The sequence below is a fragment of the Chthonobacter rhizosphaerae genome, assembly GCF_013839525.1.
In the GTDB taxonomy this organism is placed as follows: Bacteria; Pseudomonadota; Alphaproteobacteria; order Rhizobiales; family Pleomorphomonadaceae; genus Chthonobacter; species Chthonobacter rhizosphaerae.
Genome location: NZ_JACDIS010000011.1, coordinates 23,418 through 46,397, shown reverse-complemented (window position 1 = coordinate 46,397; position 22,980 = coordinate 23,418). Strand labels below are relative to the sequence as shown.

Annotated in this window: 20 protein-coding genes; 7 read left to right on the top strand and 13 right to left on the bottom strand. The window is 64.9% G+C overall.

What is annotated here, in order from left to right:
- Positions 1 to 112 precede the first annotated feature (112 nt).
- From HND91_RS17730 to HND91_RS17685, 10 genes are all read right to left on the bottom strand, one after another.
- Positions 113 to 1,021, bottom strand: a complete 909-nt coding sequence (locus HND91_RS17730) for an FkbM family methyltransferase (RefSeq protein ID WP_181707942.1) — start codon at positions 1,019 to 1,021, stop codon at positions 113 to 115.
- A 79-nt stretch (positions 1,022 to 1,100) separates the two neighbouring features.
- The gene (locus HND91_RS17725) at positions 1,101 to 2,663 is read right to left on the bottom strand and encodes a glycosyltransferase (protein ID WP_181707941.1); all 1,563 of its coding nucleotides are present in this window, start codon (positions 2,661 to 2,663) and stop codon (positions 1,101 to 1,103) included.
- Entirely contained in the window at positions 2,656 to 4,812 is a 2,157-nt protein-coding gene (locus tag HND91_RS17720) for a capsular polysaccharide export protein, LipB/KpsS family (protein ID WP_181707940.1), read from the bottom strand. Before HND91_RS17720 ends, HND91_RS17725 begins: the two co-directional genes overlap by 8 nt.
- A 280-nt stretch (positions 4,813 to 5,092) precedes the next feature.
- Positions 5,093 to 6,379, bottom strand: a complete 1,287-nt coding sequence (locus HND91_RS17715) for a KpsE/RkpR family capsule polysaccharide export protein (RefSeq protein ID WP_181707939.1) — start codon at positions 6,377 to 6,379, stop codon at positions 5,093 to 5,095.
- 48 nt (positions 6,380 to 6,427) lie between these two features.
- On the bottom strand, positions 6,428 to 7,084 hold the full coding sequence (locus HND91_RS17710) for an ABC transporter ATP-binding protein (protein ID WP_181707938.1): 657 nt from the start codon (positions 7,082 to 7,084) through the stop codon (positions 6,428 to 6,430).
- Positions 7,081 to 7,872 carry an ABC transporter permease gene (locus tag HND91_RS17705; protein WP_181707937.1) on the bottom strand — a complete coding sequence of 264 codons (792 nt, stop codon included), beginning with the start codon at positions 7,870 to 7,872 and terminating at the stop codon, positions 7,081 to 7,083. The genes HND91_RS17710 and HND91_RS17705 overlap by 4 nt, the downstream gene beginning before the upstream one ends.
- A gap of 105 nt (positions 7,873 to 7,977) precedes the next feature.
- Positions 7,978 to 9,591, bottom strand: a complete 1,614-nt coding sequence (locus HND91_RS17700) for an NTP transferase domain-containing protein (RefSeq protein WP_181707936.1) — start codon at positions 9,589 to 9,591, stop codon at positions 7,978 to 7,980.
- Entirely contained in the window at positions 9,588 to 10,295 is a 708-nt protein-coding gene (locus HND91_RS17695) for an XdhC family protein (RefSeq protein WP_181707935.1), read from the bottom strand. The genes HND91_RS17700 and HND91_RS17695 overlap by 4 nt, the downstream gene beginning before the upstream one ends.
- A gap of 2 nt (positions 10,296 to 10,297) precedes the next feature.
- Positions 10,298 to 10,630, bottom strand: coding sequence for an XdhC family protein (locus tag HND91_RS17690; RefSeq protein WP_181707934.1), 333 nt, complete (start codon positions 10,628 to 10,630; stop codon positions 10,298 to 10,300).
- Positions 10,631 to 10,708: 78 nt separating this feature from the next.
- Complete coding sequence (locus tag HND91_RS17685) at positions 10,709 to 11,398, bottom strand: sulfate transporter family protein (RefSeq protein WP_181707933.1); 690 nt, start codon at positions 11,396 to 11,398, stop codon at positions 10,709 to 10,711.
- 301 nt (positions 11,399 to 11,699) lie between these two features.
- Here HND91_RS17685 and HND91_RS17680 point away from each other — a divergent pair, with 301 nt between their 5' ends.
- Positions 11,700 to 12,701 (top strand): adenosine kinase, encoded by a 1,002-nt coding sequence (locus tag HND91_RS17680; protein WP_181707932.1) that lies wholly within the window; start codon positions 11,700 to 11,702, stop codon positions 12,699 to 12,701.
- Between the two features lie 156 nt (positions 12,702 to 12,857).
- On the opposite strand, the gene HND91_RS17675 is transcribed toward HND91_RS17680, so the two are convergent.
- Entirely contained in the window at positions 12,858 to 13,784 is a 927-nt protein-coding gene (locus HND91_RS17675; RefSeq protein ID WP_181707931.1) for a LysR family transcriptional regulator, read from the bottom strand.
- 113 nt (positions 13,785 to 13,897) lie between these two features.
- Between HND91_RS17675 and HND91_RS17670 the strand changes: the two genes are divergently transcribed.
- Positions 13,898 to 14,377 (top strand): cupin domain-containing protein, encoded by a 480-nt coding sequence (locus HND91_RS17670; RefSeq protein ID WP_181707930.1) that lies wholly within the window; start codon positions 13,898 to 13,900, stop codon positions 14,375 to 14,377.
- 63 nt (positions 14,378 to 14,440) lie between these two features.
- Here the strand turns inward: HND91_RS17670 and ubiB are convergent, their stop codons facing one another.
- Positions 14,441 to 15,988: a 2-polyprenylphenol 6-hydroxylase gene (gene ubiB / locus HND91_RS17665; protein WP_181707929.1), complete on the bottom strand. Its 1,548-nt coding sequence runs from the start codon at positions 15,986 to 15,988 to the stop codon at positions 14,441 to 14,443.
- A gap of 18 nt (positions 15,989 to 16,006) precedes the next feature.
- Positions 16,007 to 16,765, bottom strand: a complete 759-nt coding sequence (gene ubiE, locus HND91_RS17660) for a bifunctional demethylmenaquinone methyltransferase/2-methoxy-6-polyprenyl-1,4-benzoquinol methylase UbiE (RefSeq protein WP_181707928.1) — start codon at positions 16,763 to 16,765, stop codon at positions 16,007 to 16,009.
- A gap of 217 nt (positions 16,766 to 16,982) precedes the next feature.
- Here ubiE and mutM point away from each other — a divergent pair, with 217 nt between their 5' ends.
- From mutM to dnaN, 5 genes are all read left to right on the top strand, one after another.
- On the top strand, positions 16,983 to 17,864 hold the full coding sequence (gene mutM / locus HND91_RS17655) for a bifunctional DNA-formamidopyrimidine glycosylase/DNA-(apurinic or apyrimidinic site) lyase (RefSeq protein WP_181707927.1): 882 nt from the start codon (positions 16,983 to 16,985) through the stop codon (positions 17,862 to 17,864).
- Between the two features lie 15 nt (positions 17,865 to 17,879).
- A complete protein-coding gene (locus tag HND91_RS17650; RefSeq protein ID WP_181707926.1) occupies positions 17,880 to 18,653 on the top strand; it encodes an enoyl-CoA hydratase in 774 nt (257 codons plus the stop codon).
- A gap of 210 nt (positions 18,654 to 18,863) precedes the next feature.
- The gene (rpsT, locus tag HND91_RS17645) at positions 18,864 to 19,130 is read left to right on the top strand and encodes a 30S ribosomal protein S20 (protein ID WP_181707925.1); all 267 of its coding nucleotides are present in this window, start codon (positions 18,864 to 18,866) and stop codon (positions 19,128 to 19,130) included.
- A gap of 957 nt (positions 19,131 to 20,087) precedes the next feature.
- Positions 20,088 to 21,581, top strand: coding sequence for a chromosomal replication initiator protein DnaA (dnaA, locus tag HND91_RS17640; RefSeq protein WP_181707924.1), 1,494 nt, complete (start codon positions 20,088 to 20,090; stop codon positions 21,579 to 21,581).
- 255 nt (positions 21,582 to 21,836) lie between these two features.
- The gene (dnaN, locus tag HND91_RS17635) at positions 21,837 to 22,955 is read left to right on the top strand and encodes a DNA polymerase III subunit beta (protein WP_181707923.1); all 1,119 of its coding nucleotides are present in this window, start codon (positions 21,837 to 21,839) and stop codon (positions 22,953 to 22,955) included.
- Positions 22,956 to 22,980: the final 25 nt, after the last annotated feature.

Genomic DNA, 22,980 nt, shown 5'->3' with positions numbered 1-22,980 from the left:
GGAGCTATTACGAGGTGCTTTCAGTCGCTTCGCGCGTGCGTTAATCGAATAGATACGTAGCCACCAAGACAGAACTTCAGTTTTTTAACGAAGTTGATGCAATCAAAATACTTTATGCAACGAGCACAACGTCCAGCTTAAATTGCACCAATTTCCTGTAGCCGAAGTCATTGCAAAGCTGTAACACGGCGAGCTTTTCAGCCTCGGACGATTGCTCGATTAGGATAATCGGCTTATCACGTTCGATAATCTGAATCGCACCCCTAATTACGCCATCACCGCGACCTTCAACATCGATCTTTATCAGGTCAACTTGCGGGAACGCGAAATCATCGAGACGCCTGATAAGAACATCACCCGACTCGTCGTTCTTGAGCCGATTCCCGCCTAGGTTATTTAGCCGACCGCCCAGATTTCGACCTTTTGCATTCTCGTCCCCAAGCCCAACCTTATGAACGTCTATTCTATCGTTCAGTTTATTCAACTCTACGTTTCGAGTAAGGATGCCGTAAGCGGGCGGATTAGGTTCAAACGCGTATATCTTTCTAGCCCCCATGATAACTGCGAAGAAAATTGAATGGCTACCGATGTTCGCGCCAGCGTCGACGACAGTAGAGGACTGCCTGACCAAACCCTCCCGATTTATGAACTCAACAGCTTTAGGCTGATAAAAATTTGACGTCCGTAGAATATCATTTTGGATCTTATCCGATGCCCCGAACGGAAGATAAAACGAAACTTTAGTTCCGTTCACGCTGAACTCGAAAACTTTATCTTCACTCGAGAAAAATGTAGCGTATGATAGCAACAGTTCGTTCTGGTAGCGAAAATACGGATCGATAGAATTTACTAGGCACTTTGAAACGAGTTCAGCATTTCTCTGTTCGAGCTCTTCCACCTGCTTACGTAAAGTGTCCAGGTTCGCGATCAATTCACGAAGTTGCGAGTTCTTGGACCAAAACAAATTCATCACCGTAAGATTTGAGACTACGCAGCCGACCTGGACGTCGCAGAACGCCATGAACTGAATAGCTCTATGGAGGTAACCGAAATTAGTATAGGGTACTCCGGCGATTTAATCAATCATCCCGACCACGTACTCAGGCTTCGCTCTTGCAATCGTCTGAAGCCCTTAGTTGAGGAAAAGCCGAATATATGCCGCGCTCGAAGTCGGCCATGAGGCGAGCTCGAAGTTGCTCAACACGACGTGTGAGACTGTCGGGATCATCGAAAGCGTTATCTACAAAGGCAAGGAACTCGTCTACCGAAGCCTCCAATTCCGAGGAGCGGATTACGAAAGTCAGTTCGTTGCTCGGAACTGATTTGATTCCGGTCTCATTTACCATCACCGGAACCCCCGAGACTAATGCCTCTAAAACTTTGAAGTTTATGCCTCCTTGGATGAACACCGGCGATATAAGGGCGTCTATTCCCCCATAAAAATCACTCAAAGAGGGCACGAATCCCAATTGAAAGCATCTTGGCCCGAAGCCGCCAGATCGGGCGATGTGATTGCATATATCGCCGGCTACGAAAAACTTGCTATTTGGTCTGCGTTTCAAGATAAGCGGCCAAATATGTTGCATCACGTAATCAATTGCAGCGCGATTGGCAGACATGTTCGCGCCAATGAAACCGAACCGTTCAGCTTTGACCCGAAGCTTGAATGAAGGAGCAACAATCCAGCTGAAGCTCGGGGGTACCGTCAATACAGGAGGTCGCAATTGGTCGGGTACAAGGCTCTTTGCGTCTGAATTCGAGATCGCGAGCGCTAAATCGGTTTGATTAAGAAGTTTATACTCAATCCTCTGGTTCAAAGATTCCAATATATTCCTGACCACATTACTGGGCCGATAGAACCCGCGATCGCGAACAAAGTTGATGTCGTGCAGATCAACCGTATAGACGGTCGGTTTCGCTTTCTTCAACTTCCACGGAACCATCCATACATAGGAGAAGATAACTATGTCGCAGTCAAAAGAATTCACGCTCTGCTGATATGAGCGACTAAGGCTACTATTGAGACGAGCATAGAGCGGCAGGTAATAGTCTTTTCCCACAGCCCATTTCCCTAATTTGCGCAAACGCCCTATGACCCCGGACACCAAACGATTTTGGCGGTATGTTCTAAATTCAATCCCTAACTGATTGAGAAAGTCGCGATATCCTGGCGGCACCGATCCTTCGGGCGAGAGAACGCTTATCTTTGCATTCGCCCGATGCAGCTGGAGCAAGAAATCTAGTGCCCGTTGGCGAGACCCGTTGTTGACAGGAAATAGCGGTCCCGGATAAACGAACAAAATTCGAGGAGCAGTGCTGCTCCAGCGAACGGAAGAATATAAGCTAAGTTTCCCGCCGCTTAGAATCTGAACAGTCGGAGCCGACTTAGAAAATATAAATGACTTTAGGTCTGCGGGGCAGGACTCGAAGCCACCCTGCCTAAACACGACAGCTTCCAAATGAAGCGTTGCTGCGAATAAGGCAAGTTGCGTCATGCCCTCTGGATGCGCACCGAATCGACAGACTCGCATGCCTGTCGGTACACCGGAAATTTCCGCTGCAACAACGGCGATCAGATCGCTTCGATACCGCTGATCTATCGCCCTAAGATCGTCATAACTAACGCTGCCAGAACCGGAGTAGAAAAGGACAAGCTTATACATCGAGCTGCTTCTGCTTTAGGAACATGTCTCGGTGGCGGCTTATGACATCACACAGGGACGCAAGAGAGGTTCTATCTCTAGCATCGGGATCGTAGTAAACCGCCCGTGATAGATATGCTACGTAGAAAACCTCCTCGCGCGTACGCTTCTTTGCACGCCAATCCAAACGGATTTTGTCGGCTGTTAGGCCCCACCCGCTATAAAACGGCGCGCCATATGTCATGACAGGTTTACCGGCGATGATCGCTTCGAACCCCATACCTGAGGTTACACAGCGTACCTCGTCCGCGAGAGCGAAAAGCGAATAAGGGTTGATCTCCTCATCGTGTAGTATGATCGAAGGATGATCGATAACTTCGCCTAGCACGTCCTTCGTGAAGAACGAACCCTTGCCGCCAATAGTGCCGTCCGGGTGGCGTTTAAGCACGACGAGCGGCTCTTTTGTATCTGTAACGGCATCGACAACCATGCGTCGAAAAGAACTTTCGTTTGCTAGGCCACAGATAACAGATTGGTCGCCAAAGCGCTGATCTATCAAAAGATACACCGGTCTAGCGGTCGTAGCCCACGGAGGGATGTACTCAGGTGCGTGATTGTACTTGCTAATTCTGAGTTTGCGCAGTTGCGCAATCGACATTCGGACCTTGTCCAGTTCAGTTTCGTTGATCTCCCAATTGGAGGCAAGCGTACGTTCCATACGTGACCACCGGCGAGCGTCGTAGTATGGGCTTAGATCATCGATGAAAAATGATAGACCAGGACTTCCACCTGCTCCTATTTCCACAGAGCGTACGAACCCATCTTCGACGAATAGGAGTGGTGATCCGGATATCTTAGCATTTCGTCTCAGATTACGTCGACGATTAGACTCGGAAGCGCCCCATTGCATGAACGCAGCCGCACCGGCTGTGTCCTTTACGGTAGAGATCCTTCCACCGCCGTCCAAGCGCCCGTCTGCGTCGAAGGCAGGAACAATATATTTTTGAACGCCCTCTATCACATCTCGGCTTTCCGCTGATTGTGCTAGAGCTAACGACCCGGTGATTTGACCCTGGCAAAGCCGCAAACCGAACGCACTTCCGAAATCCCAATCTGTTGATTGGCCATCAACAACAAGATCCCGAATGAACGTAAGGGTCGTCTCGTTAGATGCACCAAACTGGTCGATGTGTCCGCGGGTTTCTTGAAGACAGTCATGCGAACGTTCGAGCAAAACGTTCAGCTCAACTCCGTTGAGGTTGTCGCAAACTGCTCCAAAGACTATGGTGCGGGAACAGGAATAAAGGTGATCCTTGAAATTATCGTCGATGATCAAGCCAGAGAATATTGCAGCGCGTTGAGATTTAGAAATTTCATTGTAGGCGCTGTTGTCTAGTGTGTTTTTCGCGCTATCTTCAACTATGATAAGGTTGCAGCCAAGATCGTCGCATAGAGTAACCAGCCGGACCAGAAATTCGTTCCAGCGCGTACGAAAGTCCGCCGCAGCGTCACCGCCCCATAATAGGAATACAGAACGACTAGCCTCAAGCCCGCAGATAAACTGAAGGCCAGATTCGAATCGCTCGACTTCTGTGCTTTCGAAATGCTGCCGGCGTTCAGGGATGTACGGCCAGTATGTCAGTTCAGGTTTATCGCTCGGGGGGCACAGGAAATCCGACAATTTCACGAAAGTGATGCCAAGTATCTGTGCGAAAGATCGACTTACATGAAAGAATCTATCGCCGCGGTCTCGTTGGACAACAACTAATTGCATCCGCTGCCGCTTAGCAGTGTGCGAAAGTTGCACGAGTGCGGCTTTCACTGGGTTTGGATCCTGAAGGACGGTGCCAACCTCGAGTGTGGGCGCGTTGCAAAGTGCAGATAAACTTGTATGTGCGGTTTTTAACCCAATTCGCAGCGAGTGAGCTTGGATGGGCGTCGAAAAGTGGATATCACGGTCATCACAGAAGACAAATAAAACATCCGGCTTCTTTATTAAAAGAGCGTTCAATTTGTCGGGACATATAGACAGGTAGTAGCGGCGCTTCAAATTGGCGACAGGTCTATTCCGCTCGAAAATGAGTTTATAAAGTTTAACAGCTCTGGCGTTTCGCTTCAGCCAACTCGGCGCGTTACGTTCGACGAGTTGTGCAACCTTATCCATCGTCATCTGAATGCTAGTCCTAACCTCAGTTGGCATCTCATTCGGTTGACCATTCGGCGATCTCAAGGGAAACCTACTCGGAACGCCGTGGAACTGCTAGCAGCGAACGTCTGTTAGTGGTTCTCGATAAATGTGATTCGATGTTGATCGCGGTCTATGTTTGATTGCCGTTCGAAACATAGGCCGCGATCTGTTTGACCATATATAAGGATTGCTAGATCGTGGCGATGTATGACCCTATCCTAAATGTTAGGTGAGTGGTTTGAGGGGATCGGCAAGATTGCCTTTACACCATGTGATCGCGAATCGCTGCATAGAGTAGCGCAGAAATCCCCCAAGCGATCAGCGAGCCAACCAGCACCAGCGCAGTATTGGTAGCCCTCAGCGGATAGAGTGCATGTTGCGGGAGGGACGGCGTTACGAACGTGGCGAGATACCGTTGCTCACGCTTCGCCTCAACGCGCGCGGCTTCGAACGATGCGAGTGATGACAGGTAGGCTCGTTGCGCGAACTCCGCCTCGGTTTCCAGCGACGCGAATGTCGCGAGCTGGCCGCTGATGCCGCCGGAGCCGGCTGCGCCCGGCTCCCCTCCTCCGTTTGAAACGCGAGACTTGCGAGCAGCGATCTGATCTTTGATCGCGGTGATCCGGGTTTCCAGTATCCGCCGGGACGGCGCTTCCGGGCCGACCAGCTGGGAGATCTGCTCGAGTTCCGCTTCGGACTGGGCGAGTTGTCCTTCCAGTTCGCCCATGAGCTTTTCGTGCGCTTCGGCGACGGCCGCGGGGCTGATCGTGTTCTCCGTGTTCCGGAACCGGGCGACAGCCTCACGCGCCTCCCGCAAACGATCTTCGGCGAACTGCACCTCCCGCTGGGCGAGGGCGACCGTGTCCGTTCGGGACTGCTCGGAGAGGCGGTTAACGAGGGCTCGGCTCTCGTCCACGACCACGGATGCGACCAGTTGGGCGTCTTCGGGGGTGAAAGCCTTGACCTCGAGCGTGATGATCCCGGTGTAGTGATCGAATTCGGCCGTTGCCATGCCGCGCCAGTACTCGACGAAATCTTCAATCGGCTGACCGGGCCAGAACCGGGCGAGCCAGTCCGCGGCGCCCGTCTCGTAGCGAGCTTGAAGGCCGATTCGCTGCTCGAGCCGGTCCACGAGTTCGCGCGATTGGATGAACTCCTGGACGATATAGGAATCGCCAGTGCTGGACGCCGCACCGGACCCGCCCGTGAGCATGCCGAGAAGGTCTCCCGAGAGCTGGTCGGCGCCACGGACAGCAAAGCGCGCCTCGGCGGCATACTGATCGGAAGCGAGGAACGCGTAATATCCCGCCGTCACGATTGTCGGAAGAGCGACGATCAGGGCGAGCGACGCAGCGACTAGGCGGCGTTTGGTCCTTTTACTGGCCCGGATCGCCTTCTCGACCCGGTCGTCGACAACGGGTCCGCCAGGCGCGGGCGTGACCTTGGATGTTGGCGCAGGCTTCGCCTGTGGAGCCTTGGCTGACTGGTTGGCAACGACCTTCAACTCTGGCGCTATCTTTGTTGCGTCCGGCTTCGTTTCCGCGCTCATGCGGTTCCTTTCCCTGCCCGATCCCAGGACCGATCGGCTGTCGCCGGCTTACTGTTCCATCATTTCCCTGTACAGGGACATCGCTTGGTCGAGGTCATCATAAAGGGTGAGTTCGCCGTCGGCTAGAATGGCCCCCATGTCGCAGTAGTCCCGAATCGTCTTCTCCGAATGCGACACCATGATGATATCCGCATATTTCCGACGTTCGTTGAACGCGGCGAGGCACTTGGCCTTGAATCGGCTGTCGCCGACGGCGGTGATCTCGTCCACCAGATAGCAATCGAAGTCTACCGCCATGCTGAGCCCGAACGTCAAGCGGGCTTTCATACCGGAGGAGTAGGACGACGTGGCCTCGAAAAAGTAGGGGCCCAGTTCTGAGAAGTCCTGAACGAAGTGGATCACCCTATGAGGGTCCATGTCATAGAGCCGCGAGACGAACATGCAGGCGTCATGACCACTCATGTTTCCGGCGATGGAGCCGCCGAAACCGAGCGGCCAGGATATCTTGAGGTCTCGGTGGATAGTGCCGAAGTCCGGTTCCTCGGCTCCTGAGATCATTCGGATCAGCGTGCTCTTCCCGGCCCCGTTGTAGCCAAGGATTCCGATGCTCCGCCCGCGTGGCAGTTCCATGTTCAGGCCGCGCAGAATCCACTTGCTCTCTCCGCGGGACGTGTAGCGCTTTACGGCATTCTCGAAGCGTATCATATCTTGTTCAGCACGTTCTTGCGAAACGTCCTCTCAAGGAGAAGGGCCAACAGCAGCGCCACGCTCACCGTCATGATCAGATAGAACCGGTCCAAAAATCGGCTTTCAAAATGGCCGAACCAAGCACTGCGCACCCATTCGGAAATGTGAAGCAGCGGTTGATAGTACAGCATGCGCTGGATCTCAGTAGGCATGCCATCGGCGATAAAGAAGATGCCGCTCGTGAAGAAGTTGAGGCGGGACGCAACCGAATAAATGTTCTCCCATGCCTTGAAGATCGCGATCAGCGTGCTGTTAATAATGCCGACCGCAAACCCGAGCACGACGCTCAATGCGAGGGGGAGCAGCAAGCGAGCTGGCTCGCTTGGCGCATTGGCCAATCCCGTTAGGACGAAGAGGCTGAACATGCACAGGAAGACCACGACAAGCGTGGCGACTTCCATGATCAACCGACCGACATAAATGTCGATCGGCTTGATGCGGGGGAAGGATAGGAGCGATTTGTTTGACCGGAGGGCTCCTCGGACGAACCCTTCGACCGCGTTGAACATCATATAGCTCATGATGCCCATGGCGATGAACGGGGCAATGTGAATGCCGAGCGGCGATGTCGTGGACCGAAGCGCCGACATCAGAACGCTGAACACGAACACGTATGCGGTCGGCTCCACAAACGCCCAGAACAGACCGAGGCGCCGCGTTCCGTAGCGATTGCGAAACTCGCGAAGTGTGATCGCCCACACGGCGTGGCCGAACCGGTTCACCGATGTCGAGTAGGTAACCGCCATGAGGGTATCAAACCTTCGACGAAGCGCTTGTCAATCCGGGTATGGCCCCGTCCGCCTATCAGGCGGCCATTTGGCACCAATATAGAGGCCGACTCGGGACAACGATCAATCTCCGGCCTCTCCCCCCAACCCTCCAACCTCATCCACATCAAACCCCGCCGCCGCTCCCCCGTCCACCTCGGCGATCGCTTCGGCATACCGCTTCAACAGGTCTCTTCCGCCCCGGTCGCCGTCCACGGCGGCGAGGTCCTGGAAGAAGCGGCGGGACCAGAGCACCGGGTTGCCGCGTCGGCCGTCGTGCGTCGGCACCACGATGAGGCTTCCTTCGGCGGGCCGGTAGGCGGCGATCACCCGGTCGACGAGCGGCGCGTCCACCAGCGGCATGTCGCCGAGAAGCACGACGGCGGCCTCGCTTGCCGGCGACACGGCGCCGAGCGCGGCCTTCAGCGAGGTGGACTGCCCCTCCGCATAGTCGGGGTTGCGGACGAAACGCACGTCCGGCATGTCGGCGAGCGCGGCTTCCACCGCCTCCGCCTGGTGCCCGGTTACGACGATCACCTCGCCGGCGGCCGAGCCGGTCGCGGCGCGCACCGCGTGGCGCACCATGGGCTCGCCCCGCACGTCGGCGAGCAGCTTGTTGCCGGCGCCGAAGCGGGTCGACCGGCCGGCCGCGAGCACCACGGCGGAAACGAACGGCCGGTCCGGGTTCTCCTTCAGGGCGTCGCCCGACCGGGGCGCCGGCCGGCTCACGATGTCCATCAGGAGGCCGCCGACGCCCATGCGGACGATATCGTCCGCCGTCACCGGGCGGCCGGCGAGCAGGCGCTCCAGCACCCAGTCGAAGCCGTTCTCCCGCGGGCTGCGGGCGCAGCCGGGTGCGCCGAGCACCGGCTTTCCGCCGAGCTCGCCGAGGATCAGGAGGTTGCCGGGGTCGACCGGCATGCCGAGGTGGACGACGGCGCCGCCGGCCTCGCGGATCGCCGCCGGGATCACGTCGTCCTCGTCCACCACCGCCGAGGCCCCGAACACGATGGTGAGGTCCGCGCGCTCGCGCGTCCAAGCCAGCGCCTCGGCGACGGCCCGTTCGTCGTGCGGAACGCGGATGTCGTCGCCGATCCGCGCGCCGGCTGGCCGCAGCCGTTCGGCCATCACGGCGAGCGTTTTGTCCACCACCTTGTCCTTCAGCGACGGCAGCAGGGTGGACACGACCGCGACCCGGAGCGGCCGGTAGGGCTCCACCGAAAGCACCGGCTCGGCTCCCGCCACGCGGATAGCCTCGGCCAGCAGCGCGCCGTCCACCGCGAAGGGAATGACCTTCACGGTCGCCACCATGCGGCCGGCCTCCACGCCGCGCAGCGGCGGCCGCGTCGCCACGGTCAGGGCGGGATCCACCCGGTTGATGACGTGGATCCGGTCCGGGTCGAGCGCGAACAGGCCCGCCGTCTCGGCGTAGAGGTTGCACCGGCCGGTCGCCGGCGCCTCCAGGCGCACGTTCGGGCCGGCGATGGCGGCGGCAAGCCGCCGGGCGGCCTCGTCCTCGTGCACGTCGCCGGGCTCCAGGCGCGCCACGGTGAGGGAGGCGAGGCCCGTCTCCACCAGGGCGGCCCGCACCGCCTCGTCCACCCGCGTGCCCTTGCGCAAGGTGCCCTTCGGCGTCGCCACCGCGTGGGCCAGATAGGCGCCGAGCGTCTCCGCCGGGCTGGCCGGACCGAACCTCACGGCGCCGCGCTCCCCGTGTCGATCACCCGGCGGCGGAAGGCCTCGATCACCTCCGCCATGATGGCGACGGCGATCTCGCCGGGCGAGGAGGCGCCGATGTCCATGCCGATCGGCGCCCGGATGGCCTCGATGTCGGCCTCCGCCACGCCGGCAGCCAGCAGCCGGTCGCGGCGCCTGGCGTGGGTCTTCCGGCTGCCGAGGGCGCCCACGTAGAAGGCCTGCCGCTGGAGCGCGTGGACGATCGCGAAGTCGTCGATCTTGGGGTCGTGGGTCACGGCCGCCACGGCGGTGTAGGGGTCGATGCCAAGGCCCGGCAGCACGGTCTCCGGCCAGTCCGCCAGGAGCGTTGTGCCGGCGAACCGCTCCGGCGTCGCGAAGGCGGTGCGCGGGTCCACCACGATCAGGTCGTAGCCGGCGGTGGCCGCAACGGGAATGAGGGCCTGGGTGATGTGAACGGCGCCGATCGCCACCAGCCGGGGCGGCGGCACGTGGACGTTAAGGAAGATCTCCCCGCCGTCCTTCTCGATCACGCCGGACTTGCCCGACCGCAGCGCAGCGGCGATCTCCACGTGCAGCGGGTCGTCGCCCAGCCGGTCGCCGTCGCCGACGAGGCGGCTGGAGCCGTCGCCGAGATTCGTCACCACCACGGCCGCGCGCCGCTCGCGCCGGCGGGCGTTGAGAAGGGCGAGGAGCGTCTGGTCCATGATCAGCCGATCCGCTCGACGAGCACGCGGATACGCCCGCCGCAGGAAAGGCCGACACGCCAGGCGGTCTCGTCGGCGACCCCGAACGAGAGGACGCGGGCCCGGCCGTCCGCGATCACGTCCAGGGCTTCGGACACCACCGCGCCCTCCACGCACCCGCCGGAAACGGAGCCCTCGAACAGGCCGTCGCCGTCGATCGCCAGATGGCTGCCCACCGGCCGCGGCGCGGAGCCCCAGGTCTCGATCACGGTCGCCAGGGCGACGGGCCGGCCGTCGGCCGCCCAGCGCTCCGCCACCGCGAGCACGTCCTGCGCTTCCAGCGTCCTGTCCGTCATGGGTCTCTCCTTATCGGGGCGGAGTGTCTGCCGATCATGGGCCCGCCGCCATCGGACTTTGGTGCGGAACCGCCGCGATCACGCCGGAAGCTCGCGCCCCGCCCGGCGCCGCCGCACCCGCACGTCCTTGTAGATGTGCACCATGAAGGCGGTCGCAAAGAGCGGCGTCAGCAGGTTCAGGAAAGGCACCGCCAGCACGGCCGCGATCACGAGGCCGGCGAGGAAGACGCGCACGCTCGCCTCCTCGCGCAGCATCCGCACGCCCATCGGGTCGTGGAACCGGTGGGCGATCATCTCGAAATACTCCCGGCCGAGCAGGTAGGCGTTGGCGATGAAGAAGGCGAACACATTGACGCCCGGCAGGAGGATGAGGAAGAGCACGACGATGTTGACGGCGATCACCAGGAGGGTGAAGCGCGCCGCCGACAGGAGGCTCGGCACCAGCGGCATGGGGCGGCCCGGCGCGTCGCCCGGATAATGGACGCGCTCGACTTCCTCGGCGATTTCGTCCAGGAAAAGACCCGCGAACAGGGACGTCACCGGCGCCACCAGGAAGCCGAGCCCGATGACGAGCCCGAGGCCGGTGAGAATTTCGAGCGTGGTCTGCAGCCAGACGTTCTCCACCACCACGAAATGGGTGAAGGTGGCGTAGAGCGCGGCCCACACCGCCGCCAGCATGAGAAGCGTGAGGCCGACGGACTTCAGAAGCACCACCCGGAAGGGCGGCGAGACGATCTGCGAGAAGGCGCGGGACGCGGCTGCGAGCATGGACGGCTCCGGACTGGTCAGCCCGTCACATAAGCCCTCGCGGCCGCGGACGCGAGAGGGTTCGAGGCCGAAGGGCGCGCGCCGCCCGGTCGGCCTCGCCCGCACGGCCCCGTCCCGGACGGGGCGCCGATGCGCCGCAAGAGGGCGCGGATCTTGCCGATGCGCCGCGGAGCGGCGCGGATTTGAGCACTACGCCGCGGAGCGGCGCGGATTTGAGCATTACGCCGCGGGCGGCGCGGAATTCGAATGGCGGGCCCGCGCCAGATCCGGCGCGGCGGCCGAGGGGGAGATGACGGACGCGATGACTGAGAGCGGTTACGACGTGCTGACGATCGGCAACGCCATCGTGGACATCCTGGCGCGGGCGGAGGACGATCTCATCGTCCGGCTCGGGCTCAGCAAGGGCATGATGCGGTTGATCGACGCGGAGGAGGCCGACCGCCTCTACGCCATGATCGGCCCCGCCATCGAGGCGTCCGGCGGCTCGGCCGGCAACACGGCGGCCGGCATCGCGTCCTTCGGCGGGCGGGCCGCCTACATCGGCAAGATCGCCGTCGACCAGCTCGGCACCATCTTCCGCCACGACATCACGGCGCTCGGGGTCCACTTCCCGACGAGCCCCCTCGAAGGCGGCGCGCCCACGGCCCGGTCCACCATCCTGATCACGCCCGACGGCGAGCGGACCATGAACACCTACCTCGGCGCCTGCCAGGCCCTCACCGAGGCGGACATCGACGAACCGACCGTCGCCGCCTCCGCGATCACCTACCTGGAAGGCTACCTGTGGGACCCGCCGGCCGCCAAGGCGGCCTTCCGCAAGGCCGCCGCCGTTGCCCACGCCCACGGCCGCAAGGTCGCCATCACGCTCTCCGACAGCTTCTGCGTGGACCGGTGGCGGGCGGAATTCCTGGAGCTCATGCGCAGCGGCACGGTCGACATCGTGTTCGCCAACGAGAGCGAGGCGAAGGCCCTCTACCAGACCGCCGACGTGGCGACCGCCGTGGAGGCCATGCGCGCCGACGTGGCGCTCGCCGTCGTGACCCTCGGCGAGGAGGGCGCGCTCGCGATCCGCGGCGCGGAGACCCGCTCCGTGCCGGCCTATCCGGTTGAAAAAGTGGAGGACCTCACCGGCGCCGGCGACCAGTTCGCCGCCGGCTTCCTCGTCGGCCTCACCCGCGGCCGGACCCTGGAGGAGGCCGCGCGCCTCGGCTGCCTCGCCGCCACGGAGGTGATCGGCCACATCGGTCCGCGCCCGTCGCGGTCCCTGAAGGCGCTCGCCGCCGAAACCGGCCTGCCGCTCTGAGGCGGGGAGGGGCCGCTCCCGTCCTTGGGTCATGAGCGGCCGGGGGCTTTCCGGGCCGGCCGCCCGGTCCGACGGCCGGCCGCCGCACTGGTGTGTGCCGAGGGCAGCCACGGACGACCGTCCGATCGCCTGCGCGAACCGGCCGCGCGGACCCCGTCACCCCCACAGCTCGGCCGACACCGCCAGGACGGCGTCCCGCAGCCAGCGGTGGGCGGGATCCCCGGTCCGCCGGCCGTGCCAGTAGAGCCGCACCTCCGGCGCCGGGATCTCCGCCGGGACGGCATGGATCGACAGGTCCAGCCGGGCGGCGATCGCCTCGGCGAACTGCCGCGGCACCGCCGCCAGGGCGGAGGTGCTGGCGACCGCTTCGGCGACGCCGTGGAAGTGCGGCAGCGCGATCCGCACCAGGCGTCGATGACCGGCGGCGGCGAGCGCCTCGTCCACCATGCCGGAAAGCGTACCGTCGATGGACCGGATGGCGTGCGGCAGACGCGTATAGATCTCCATCGGGATCGGCGCGCCCGGCTCCAGGTCGGCGAGCGCCGGATGGCCTTGCCGCGCGATCACGACGAAGGGCGCGGAGAACAGGATCCGGCTCTCGATCGGCTCCTGGGTCTCCAGTGGCCGCTCGAGCGCGGCGTCGATGGCGTCCTCCTGCAGCAGGCGCTGAACGTCGCCGCGGGCGCTGTCCAGGAAACGCCATGTGATGCCGGGCGCCGCGTCGCACCAGCGGGCGAACAGCCGCGGCATCAGGAGCACGGAGAAGAAGTCCGCGCCCAGCAGGGTGAAGGTGCGCCGGGCCGTCGCGGGCTCGAAGCCGCGCGGCGGGGCGAGCGCGGCCTCGATCGACTGCAGCGCATCGCGCACCGGCGGGAAGAGGTCGTCGGCGCGGGGCGTCGGCACCATCTCGTTGCCTCGCCGCACGAAGAGCTGATCGCCCATGAGGGCGCGCAGTCGGTTGAGCGCCGCGCTGACCGCCGGCTGGCTGAGGCCGATCTGCTCTCCGGCGCGCGTGACGCTCCGCTCGCGCATGAGGGCGTCGAAGACGCGCAGGAGATTGAGGTCGAGCGCGTTGAAATTCATCGCGGTGATCCGGCCCATGTCATCATTGGATTTCAAATGAGATCGGCAAGGAAGTAAAGACCTTACTCGTCGGATCCACATGGTTCCGAAGAAGAAGGAGGAGGATCTCTAATATGCTGAAAGAAAAATCTCCTGACGTCCGCAACGATACGCTGTGGTTCGGCAACACCATCGTGGACGTTCTGGTCTCGAGCGCCGATGGCGTCGACGGCATCTCCGTGGTGGAGCATCGGATGCCCTTCGGCGAAGCGCCCCCGCTGCACGTGCACATGACCGAGGACGAGATCTTCTACTGCATCGACGGCGAGTTTCTCGTCGAGGTGGGCGGCGAGCGGCTGGCGCTGACGGCCGGCGCCTCGGCGATCGCCCCGAAGGGCGTGCCGCATCGCTTCCGCGTGGTCTCGCCGGATGGCGCCCGCTGCCTCACGATCACCCGCGGCGCCGACTTCGAGACCATGCTTCGCACGGCGGGTCGCACTCCGACGCACGCGGGCCTTCCGACGGCGGTCGCCCCGACGCCCGACATGATCGCCGCGCTCACCGCCGCCTGCGCGGCGAACGGCATCACGATCATGGGCCCGCCGCTCGACTGAGCGGCCACCGGCGGAGCGATGGGCTCGGGGCCGCCCGGTCCGCCCGGGCTGATGGGCCCTCCCTCAGAAGAGAGACGACACCGCCAGCCCGGCGAGGGCGAGCGCCGCGATCCAGGCGGGCCAGACCAGCCGTTCCAGGCTCCAGCGCTGGCGCTCCAGGAAGAGGTTGCGGTCCCGGTCGGCGGCGGCCGCCGCCTCCAGGTCGCGGGCGAGCGTCGGCAGCTGGCCGGCGAGGCGGACGAGCGAGCCGATCGTGCCGGCCGCCTCCTCGATCCTGCCCACCGGGCCGAGATTGCGGGCGATCCACTCGGACACCACCGGCTCGGCGGTCCGCCACATGTCGAGCTGCGGGTCGAGCGTCCGGGCGACGCCCTCCACCACCACCATGGTCTTCTGCAGCATGATGAGCTCGGGCCGGGTCTGCATGTCGAACAGCTCGGTCACCTCGAACAGCTGGGTGAGGAGCCGCGCCATGGAGATGTCCGCCGCCGTGTGGCCCTGCAGCGGCTCGCCGATCGCCCGGAGCGCCTGGGCGAACGTGTCCACGTCGTGGTGGGCGGGCACGTATCCGGCCTCGAAGTGCACCTCCGCCACCCGGCGGTAGTTGCGCCGGATGAAGCCGTAGAGGATCTCGGCCAGGAACCGCCGCTCCTTGGCGCCGAGCCGCCCCATGATGCCGAAGTCCACCGCCACCAGCGCGCCGTCCCGGTCGACGAAGAGGTTGCCCTGGTGCATGTCCGCGTGGAAGAAGCCGTCCCGCATGGCATGGCGCAGGAAGCTCTGGATCAGGGTGGCCGCCAGGGCGACCGTGTCATGGCCCTCCTCCACCAGCCGGTCCACCTTCGACAGCTTGAGGCCGTCGATCCATTCCATGGTGAGGACGCTTTTCGACGTCCGCTCCCAGATCACCGCCGGCACCCGAAAGCCGGGGTCGGCCGCGGTGTTCTCCGCCATCTCCGACAGGGCGGCCGCCTCCAGGCGGAAGTCCATCTCCAGCGCCACCGACCGGGCGAGCGTGTCCACGATCGCCCGCGGCTTCAGCCGGCGGGAGGGCGGGTGCAGCCGCTCGATGGCCCGGGCGGCGATGTAGAAGCTGTTGAGGTCGCGGGCGAACCGGCGGGCGACGCCGGGCCGCAGCACCTTCACGGCCACCGTGCGGCGCTCGCCGGTGATCGGATCGTCGACCTCCGCCCTGTGCACCTGGGCGATGGAGGCGGCGGCGATCGGCGGGCCAAAGGTGGCGTAGGCGGTCTCCACCGGCACCCCGAAGGCCGCCATCACCTCCGCCCTCGCCACCGTCTCGCCGAAGGCCGGCACATTGTCCTGCAGCGCGCTGAGGTCGGCCGCCATGCGCCGCCCCACCACGTCGGGCCGGGTGGCGAGGAACTGCCCGAGCTTCACGTAGGACGGCCCCAGCCGGTTGACCGCCCGGGTGATCCGCTCGGCGCCGTCCCGGTCGCCGGCGGCCGGCCGCTGGATCAGGCGGGCGAGGCCGAGCAGCAGCCGGATCGGCATCGGAATCGGTTCCGGCAGCGGGAAGGCCGTCGCCACGCCCTCGCGGGCGAGCACGAAGGCGCCGCGCGCCAGCCGGAAGAGATCACCCAAGGCCATGAATGCAGCTCGATTCGCTCAGATCTTGACGCCCACGTGAAGCGCGGCGACGCCCCCGGTGAGATTGGTGTAGCCGACCCGCGAGAAGCCGGCGGCCTCGATCATGGCCTTGAACCGTTCCTGGTTCGGGAAGCGCCGGATCGATTCCACCAGGTAGCGGTAGCTGTCCTCGTCCTTGGCGACCGCGCGGCCCATGGCCGGGATCACGTGCATCGAATAGGCCTCGTAGACCTTGTCCATGAACGGCACGTCCACGGCGGAGAACTCCAGGCAGAGGAAGCGGCCGCCCGGCCGCAGCACCCGGAACGCCTCCTTGAGGGCCACGTCGATGCGCGGCACGTTGCGGATGCCGAAGGCGATCGTGTAGGCGTCGAAGCGGCCGTCCTCGAAGGGCAGGGCCTCGGCGTTCGCCTCCACGAAGTCGACCCCCTGGACGCGCCGGGCCTCGGCGCGCTCGCGGCCCACCTGCAGCATGGAGCCGTTGATGTCCGCCACCGTCACCTGCGCGTGGCCGGCCGAGCGGTCCACGATGCGGAACGCCACGTCGCCGGTTCCGCCGGCCACGTCGACCACCCGGAAGGGTCGCCGGCCGGAGCGCGGCGGCGCGAGGCGCGAGACGAGCGCGTCCTTCCAGAGCCGGTGCAGCCCGCCGGACATCAGGTCGTTCATCAGGTCGTAGCGGCGCGCCACCCGGTGGAACACCTCGTCCACCATGTCCTGCTTCTCGGCGACGTCCACCGTGCGGAACCCAAAGTAAGCGGTCGATCGGTCGGACATGAGGGTCTCCACGCAGCGCCCGCCGGAACCGGGCGGGCGGGACCATAGCCGAAGCGGGCGGCCCGCGCTATGTTCGCCGCGCCCGACCGACGCGGCCGGCCGAAGGCGGCCAGAGGCCGGTCCGGGCGCCGCCGGCCGCCCGTCCGTTCCGTCCCGGGCGCGCGAGCCGCCCGCTCCGTTTCCGTCCGAACCCGCCAAGACCGGTGCCCCGCCGTCCATGCCCGAGCTTCCCGAAGTCGAAACCGTGCGCCGCGGCCTCGCGCCCGTCCTGGAGGGCGCCCGCTTCTGCGCGGTCACGGTCCGCCGGCCGGACCTCCGCTTCCCCTTCCCGGAGCTCTTCGCCGAGCGGCTCGCCGGCCGCACCGTCACGGGCCTGTCCCGCCGGGCCAAGTACCTGGTCGGCGATCTTGACGACGGGTCCGTTCTCCTCATGCACCTCGGCATGTCCGGCTCCTTCCGGATCACCCGGCCGGGCGACGAACTGACGCCGGGCGGCTTCCACCACGAGCGGTCCAAGGACGCGGCCCACGACCACGTGGTGTTCCGAACGGACGGCGGGGCCGACGTCACCTACAACGACCCGCGCCGGTTCGGCTTCATAACCCTCACCACCCGGGCCGAGGCGGCGGACCACCCGCTCCTGCGCCATCTCGGCCGGGAGCCGACCGGCAACGACCTCGACGCCACCTATCTGGCCGCCGCCTTCGCGGGACGGAGGACCAGCCTGAAGGCGGCGCTCCTCGACCAGACCGTCATCGCCGGCCTCGGCAACATCTATGTGTGCGAGGCGCTCTGGCGCGCCCGACTGTCGCCCGTCCGGGCCGCGGGCTCCATCGTGCCGGCCAGCGGCGCGCCGGGCGTCCGGCTGGAGCGCCTGGTGACGGCGATCCGCGAGGTGATCGCCGAGGCGATCGCGGCCGGCGGCTCGTCGCTGCGCGACTATGTGCACGCGGACGGCTCGCTCGGCTATTTCCAGCACCGGTTCGCGGTCTACGATCGGGAGGGCGAGCCCTGTCCCCGTCCGGACTGCCGGGGCGTCGTCGGCCGGATCGTCCAGTCGAACCGGTCCACCTTCTTCTGTCCGGTCTGCCAGCGCTGAGGAGAGCCGCCGTCCATGTCCTACGAGACCGTCCGCACCGAGATCCGGGGCCGCGTCGCGCTGCTCACCCTCGATCGCCCGAAGGCCCTCAACGCCCTCTCCGCCCAGGTGCTCGCCGACCTGACCGACGCGGTCGCGGCCTTCGACGGTGACGACGCGGTCGGCGCCATGGTGCTGACCGGGTCGGAGCGGGCCTTCGCGGCGGGCGCCGACATCAAGGAGATGACCGGCCTCGATTTCGTCCAGGCGGTCCGGGGCGACTACATCGCCGCCTGGGAGCGGTTCGCCGCCACGCGCAAGCCGGTGATCGCCGCGGTCGCCGGCTACGCCCTCGGCGGCGGCTGCGAGCTCGCCATGATGTGCGACATCATCTACGCGGCCGACACGGCGAAGTTCGGCCAGCCGGAGATCACCCTCGGCATCATTCCGGGCATCGGCGGCACCCAGCGGCTGATCCGCGCCGTCGGCAAGGCGAAGGCCATGGACCTCATCCTCACCGGGCGCATGATGGACGCCGCCGAGGCGGAGCGGTCCGGCCTCGTCGCCCGGGTGTTCGCCCCGGACGTGCTCCTCGACGAGGCGCTCGCGGCGGCCGGGCGGATCGCCGGCTTCTCGCCGACGGCGGTCCTCATGGCCAAGGAGGCGGTGGGCCGGGCCCACGAGATCCCGCTGTCCGAGGGGCTCCGCTACGAGCGCCGGCTCTTCCACGCGCTGTTCGCCACCGAGGACCAGAAGGAGGGCATGGCCGCCTTCGTGGAGAAGCGCCCGCCGGTCTTCACCGGCCGCTGATCCGGGCCGGCCCGGGAACGGCCCGCGCCGTTGACGCCGGCCCTTCGAGCGACTATAAGCTCGCGCCGAAGACGGTGGCGGACCGACGTTCGCCGCCGACCCTGTTCGTCATGCGATCTCCTCTTCGTCGTCGGCGCGTCCGCCGGCCGCCGGGATGGTCGCCACCCGACATCGAGCGACCGTCTCGAAGCAAGAAGGAAAAGGCTCGTCATGGCCAATACACCGTCGGCCAAGAAGGCGACGCGGAAGATCGCTGCCCGCACCGAGGTCAACAAGGCTCGCCGCAGCCGCATGCGCACCTTCCTGCGCAAGGTCGAGGAAGCCATCGCCAGCGGCGACGCCGCCGCGGCGCGCGACGCCCTGCGGGCCGCGCAGCCGGAGCTGATGCGCGCCGCCGGCAAGGGCATCGTGCACAAGAACACGGCGTCCCGGAAGGTCTCCCGCCTGGCGAGCCGCGTGAAGGCTCTGTCCGTCTGAGGCGAGTACTTTCGACGCTGTCAGATTCATGGATGCGTCTTGCTACAAGGCCCGGCAACCGCCGGGCCTTTTTTCGTGCGAATTCTTTACGCGGCTTATTGTCGGGTTTGTCATGACTCCGCGGCGTGGCAGAAAACGTTCAACAGTTTCAGAGGCTTGAGGATACGTCGGGGTCGCCGGCCGGTGCAGAGCCGGCTCCAAAACCGCCCGGGACCCACCTGCGTGCAACATTTAATCGCGGTTGCATGATGTGTCCCGCGCCGAATCGATTTCGGGAATTGCTTGAATCCCAAAGCCTTCGCCAGGGGTTCCTCAGGGGCCGGACGGCCGTTCCGGGCAATGGTTAAAGCAAGGTATATCCAAGCCGATGATTCACGGCTTGCTCGCTTCAAACCGCCTGTGTATGGTCAACCTACCGTCGGGCGGCGACGAGATTTCGACGGTAATGTGGCAATAGACTCTGATACTTACGGTCTCTACATCAGCATTCGCAAACGATCCGGACCGTAATGACTCGGATAGTCTTCATTGCTTCTTCCCCGGTGCCGAGTAGCCGTCAGTGCTTGCTCGACAGCTTGGGGAAATCTCAAATTGTTGAATTGGCTGAAGCCGGGTTTATCGGACCCGGCAACGGGGTTGGCATGGCAATGACGGGGTTCATTCCTGAAGGCGATCGCCGGGGCGGATCAGGGGCCGCCCGATCGCCGGCACGCGGACGGGCGGGCGGCGGATCGGCCCGCGGCGGCGCTCCTCGGTGGCCGGCCGGCGGCGGCCTCGGCGACGGCCCGCCCGCCAGGGCGCCCCTGACCGACCAGTTCCAGACCATCTGACGGAACGACGGCCGACAGGGCCGGCTGACGGCGCCCGGATCTCCGGGCGGCAGGACCGTGTGTGCTTTTTTCTCTCCACCTGCAGGCGGCGACGGGTGCGAGACGCGATGACCTCGAGGAGGCAGGAATGCTTGAAGCGGACTTCAGCCAGGACGGCGACAAACCGCGCCACCGGGACGCCTGGAGCCAGGTGCTCGGCCGCCTGAAATCCGACCTCGGCGAGGAAGTCTTCTCCTGCTGGTTCGCCGGCATGAACCTGGAGGGCATCGACGGCGGCACCGTGGTGCTGTCCGTGCCGACCCGGTTCCTGAAGTCCTGGATCGCCACCCACTATCGCGACAAGCTGACCGCTCTCTGGCAGGCCCAGAGCGCCTCCGTCCGCAAGGTCGAGGTCACCGTCCGCACCGCCATCCGCGGCCGCTCGGACGTGCCCGCCCGCCTGGAGCCCGCCGGCGCCCCGTCCACCGCCTCCGTGGTCCCGCCGGTGACGGCGAGCACGATCCGCTTCGAGGCCGAGCCCGTCCGCAAGGAGGCGCCCCGCCAGGCCGCCCCCCAGGCCAGCCTGTTCGACGACTGCTCCTCGCCCCTCGACGGCCGCTACACCTTCGACACCTTCGTCGAAGGGTCCGCCAACCGGTTCGCGCTCGCGGCCGCCCGCCAGGTGGCCGAAGGGCCGGGCGCCGGCGGCGTCAAGTTCAACCCGCTCTACCTCCACGCGTCGGTCGGCCTCGGCAAGACCCACCTCCTGCAGGCCATCACCCACCAGATCCGCACCGGCCGTCCGGACCTGAAGGTCCTCTACCTGACGGCCGAGCACTTCATGTACCGGTTCGTGCACGCGCTGCAGACCCAGTCGGCCATCGCCTTCAAGGAGGCGCTGCGCCAGATTGACCTTCTCATCATCGACGACATGCAGTTCCTGCACGGCAAGCAGGTGCAGCAGGAATTCTGCCACACGGTCAACTCCCTGATCGACGGCGCCCGCCAGGTGATCGTCGCCGCCGACCGGCCGCCGGTCGAGCTGGAGACCCTGGACGAGCGCGTCCGCTCGCGCCTCGCCGGCGGTCTCATGGTGGAGATCTCCGCCCCGGATCTCGGGCTGCGCCGCCAGATCGTGGAGCGGCGGATCGACCTCGCCCGCCAGCAGCACCCGGCCTTCCAGGTGCCGGAGGACGTGATCGACTTCATCACCCGCAACGTCACCACCAACGGCCGTGACCTGGAGGGCGCCGTCACGCGCCTCGTCGGACACAACCAGCTGACCGGCCTCGCCGTCACCCTCGCGATGGCGGAGACCACGCTCCGCGACCTCATCCGCGCCACCGACACGCGCCGGGTGAAGATCGAGGACATCCAGCGCGTCGTCGCCAAGCACTACAACGTGTCCAAGCAGGACCTCCTGTCCAGCCGGCGGACCCGCTCGATCGTCTGGCCGCGCCAGATCGCCATGTTCCTGTCGAAGGCGCTCACCCCGCGCTCCCTGCCGGAGATCGGCCGGCGGTTCGGCGGGCGCGACCACACCACCGTCCTCCATGCAGTCCGCAAGGTGGAGGAGATGGTCGGCACGGACGAGGTTCTCGCCCAGGAGATCGAGGTGCTGAAGCGCATGCTGGAGGCCTGACCGGCCCTCCGGCCGGGCGCTCCCGCGCCTCCTCCGGGCACGCTCGTCCCCGCTTTGCACAGGACCCGCCGCCGGTGGCCGGCGGGGCTTGCTTTCCGGCCCCGCGGTGGCCACATTGCGTGTCCCCGCGTGGGCGCTTCGGCGGCCGGCGCGGGCCGTTTTTCTCCTTGTCGAGAAGCCCTCCTCAAGTCGAGAAGTCCGCCGTTCAGCGTTCGTCCGCCGCCCGGCCGGTCTTCCACGCCACACGGGACCACCATGCGCGTAACGCTCGAGCGGTCGCACCTTCTGAAGTCTCTCACGCACGTGCACCGGGTCGTCGAACGCCGCAACACGATCCCGATCCTGTCGAACGTGCTCCTGCGCACCCGCGACGGCAGCCTCCAGCTGAAGGCGACCGACCTGGACCTGGAGGCGCTGGAGACCGTGCCGGCCATGGTGGAGCGGCCGGGCGCCACCACCGTGCCGGCGCACATGTTCTACGACATCGTCCGCAAGCTGCCCGACGGCGCCCAGGTCGGCCTGGAGACCTCCCCGGACGGAGCGACGCTCGCCATCGCGTCCGGCCGGTCCCGCTTCTCGCTCCAGATGCTGCCGGAGAGCGACTTCCCGGACATCACGGTCGGCGACTTCAGCCACCGGTTCGACCTGAAGGCCCGCGATCTGCGCCGGCTCATCGACAAGACCCAGTTCGCCATCTCCAACGAGGAGATCCGCTACTATCTGAACGGCATCTTCCTCCACACGGTGGAAACCCCGAACGGCCGCCGCTTCAGGGCCGTCGCCACGGACGGGCACCGCCTCGCCCGGGCCGACGTGCCGGCCCCCGCCGGGTCGGAGGGCATGCCGGGCATCATCGTGCCGCGTAAGACCGTGGGCGAGATCCAGCGCCTCCTGGACGAGCCGGACGCGGACGTGGCGGTCGAGCTCTCCGACGCCAAGATCCGCATCTCCACCGGCGACGTGGTGCTCACCTCCAAGCTCATCGACGGCACCTTCCCGGACTACGGCCGGGTCATCCCGCAGGGCAACGACAAGGAGCTGAAGGTGGACCGGGCGGAGTTCGCCGAGGCGGTCGACCGCGTCTCCACCATCTCGTCGGAGCGCGGCCGGGCCGTGAAGCTCACCCTGGCGGAGGGCCGCATGACCCTCACGGTGGTGAACCCGGACAGCGGCTCGGCGACCGAGGAGCTTGTGGTCGAGTATGACGAGGATCCGCTCGACATCGGCTTCAACGCCCGCTACCTCCTCGACATCACCGGCCAGCTGACCACCGAGACGGCGGTCTTCAGGCTCGCCGACCCCGGCTCGCCGACCCTCGTCCAGGACGCGGACGACGTGGAGACCCTCTACGTCCTCATGCCGATGCGGGTGTGACCGGGCTCGATCGAGGCCCGACCCC

Excerpts from the sequence above, each read along its gene's own strand:
- HND91_RS17710 (WP_181707938.1), bottom strand. The coding sequence starts at position 7,084 with ATGATACGCTTCGAGAATGCCGTAAAGCGCTACACGTCCCGCGGAGAG.
- HND91_RS17725 (WP_181707941.1), bottom strand. The coding sequence starts at position 2,663 with ATGTATAAGCTTGTCCTTTTCTACTCCGGTTCTGGCAGCGTTAGTTAT.
- HND91_RS17705 (WP_181707937.1), bottom strand. The coding sequence starts at position 7,872 with ATGGCGGTTACCTACTCGACATCGGTGAACCGGTTCGGCCACGCCGTG.
- mutM (WP_181707927.1), top strand. The coding sequence starts at position 16,983 with ATGCCCGAGCTTCCCGAAGTCGAAACCGTGCGCCGCGGCCTCGCGCCC.
- HND91_RS17680 (WP_181707932.1), top strand. The coding sequence starts at position 11,700 with ATGACTGAGAGCGGTTACGACGTGCTGACGATCGGCAACGCCATCGTG.
- HND91_RS17715 (WP_181707939.1), bottom strand. The coding sequence starts at position 6,379 with ATGAGCGCGGAAACGAAGCCGGACGCAACAAAGATAGCGCCAGAGTTG.
- dnaA (WP_181707924.1), top strand. The coding sequence starts at position 20,088 with ATGCTTGAAGCGGACTTCAGCCAGGACGGCGACAAACCGCGCCACCGG.
- HND91_RS17650 (WP_181707926.1), top strand. The coding sequence starts at position 17,880 with ATGTCCTACGAGACCGTCCGCACCGAGATCCGGGGCCGCGTCGCGCTG.
- HND91_RS17690 (WP_181707934.1), bottom strand. The coding sequence starts at position 10,630 with ATGACGGACAGGACGCTGGAAGCGCAGGACGTGCTCGCGGTGGCGGAG.
- HND91_RS17675 (WP_181707931.1), bottom strand. The coding sequence starts at position 13,784 with ATGAATTTCAACGCGCTCGACCTCAATCTCCTGCGCGTCTTCGACGCC.
- HND91_RS17730 (WP_181707942.1), bottom strand. The coding sequence starts at position 1,021 with ATGGCGTTCTGCGACGTCCAGGTCGGCTGCGTAGTCTCAAATCTTACG.
- HND91_RS17720 (WP_181707940.1), bottom strand. The coding sequence starts at position 4,812 with ATGACGATGGATAAGGTTGCACAACTCGTCGAACGTAACGCGCCGAGT.
- ubiB (WP_181707929.1), bottom strand. The coding sequence starts at position 15,988 with ATGGCCTTGGGTGATCTCTTCCGGCTGGCGCGCGGCGCCTTCGTGCTC.
- rpsT (WP_181707925.1), top strand. The coding sequence starts at position 18,864 with ATGGCCAATACACCGTCGGCCAAGAAGGCGACGCGGAAGATCGCTGCC.
- ubiE (WP_181707928.1), bottom strand. The coding sequence starts at position 16,765 with ATGTCCGACCGATCGACCGCTTACTTTGGGTTCCGCACGGTGGACGTC.
- HND91_RS17695 (WP_181707935.1), bottom strand. The coding sequence starts at position 10,295 with ATGGACCAGACGCTCCTCGCCCTTCTCAACGCCCGCCGGCGCGAGCGG.
- HND91_RS17685 (WP_181707933.1), bottom strand. The coding sequence starts at position 11,398 with ATGCTCGCAGCCGCGTCCCGCGCCTTCTCGCAGATCGTCTCGCCGCCC.
- dnaN (WP_181707923.1), top strand. The coding sequence starts at position 21,837 with ATGCGCGTAACGCTCGAGCGGTCGCACCTTCTGAAGTCTCTCACGCAC.
- HND91_RS17670 (WP_181707930.1), top strand. The coding sequence starts at position 13,898 with ATGCTGAAAGAAAAATCTCCTGACGTCCGCAACGATACGCTGTGGTTC.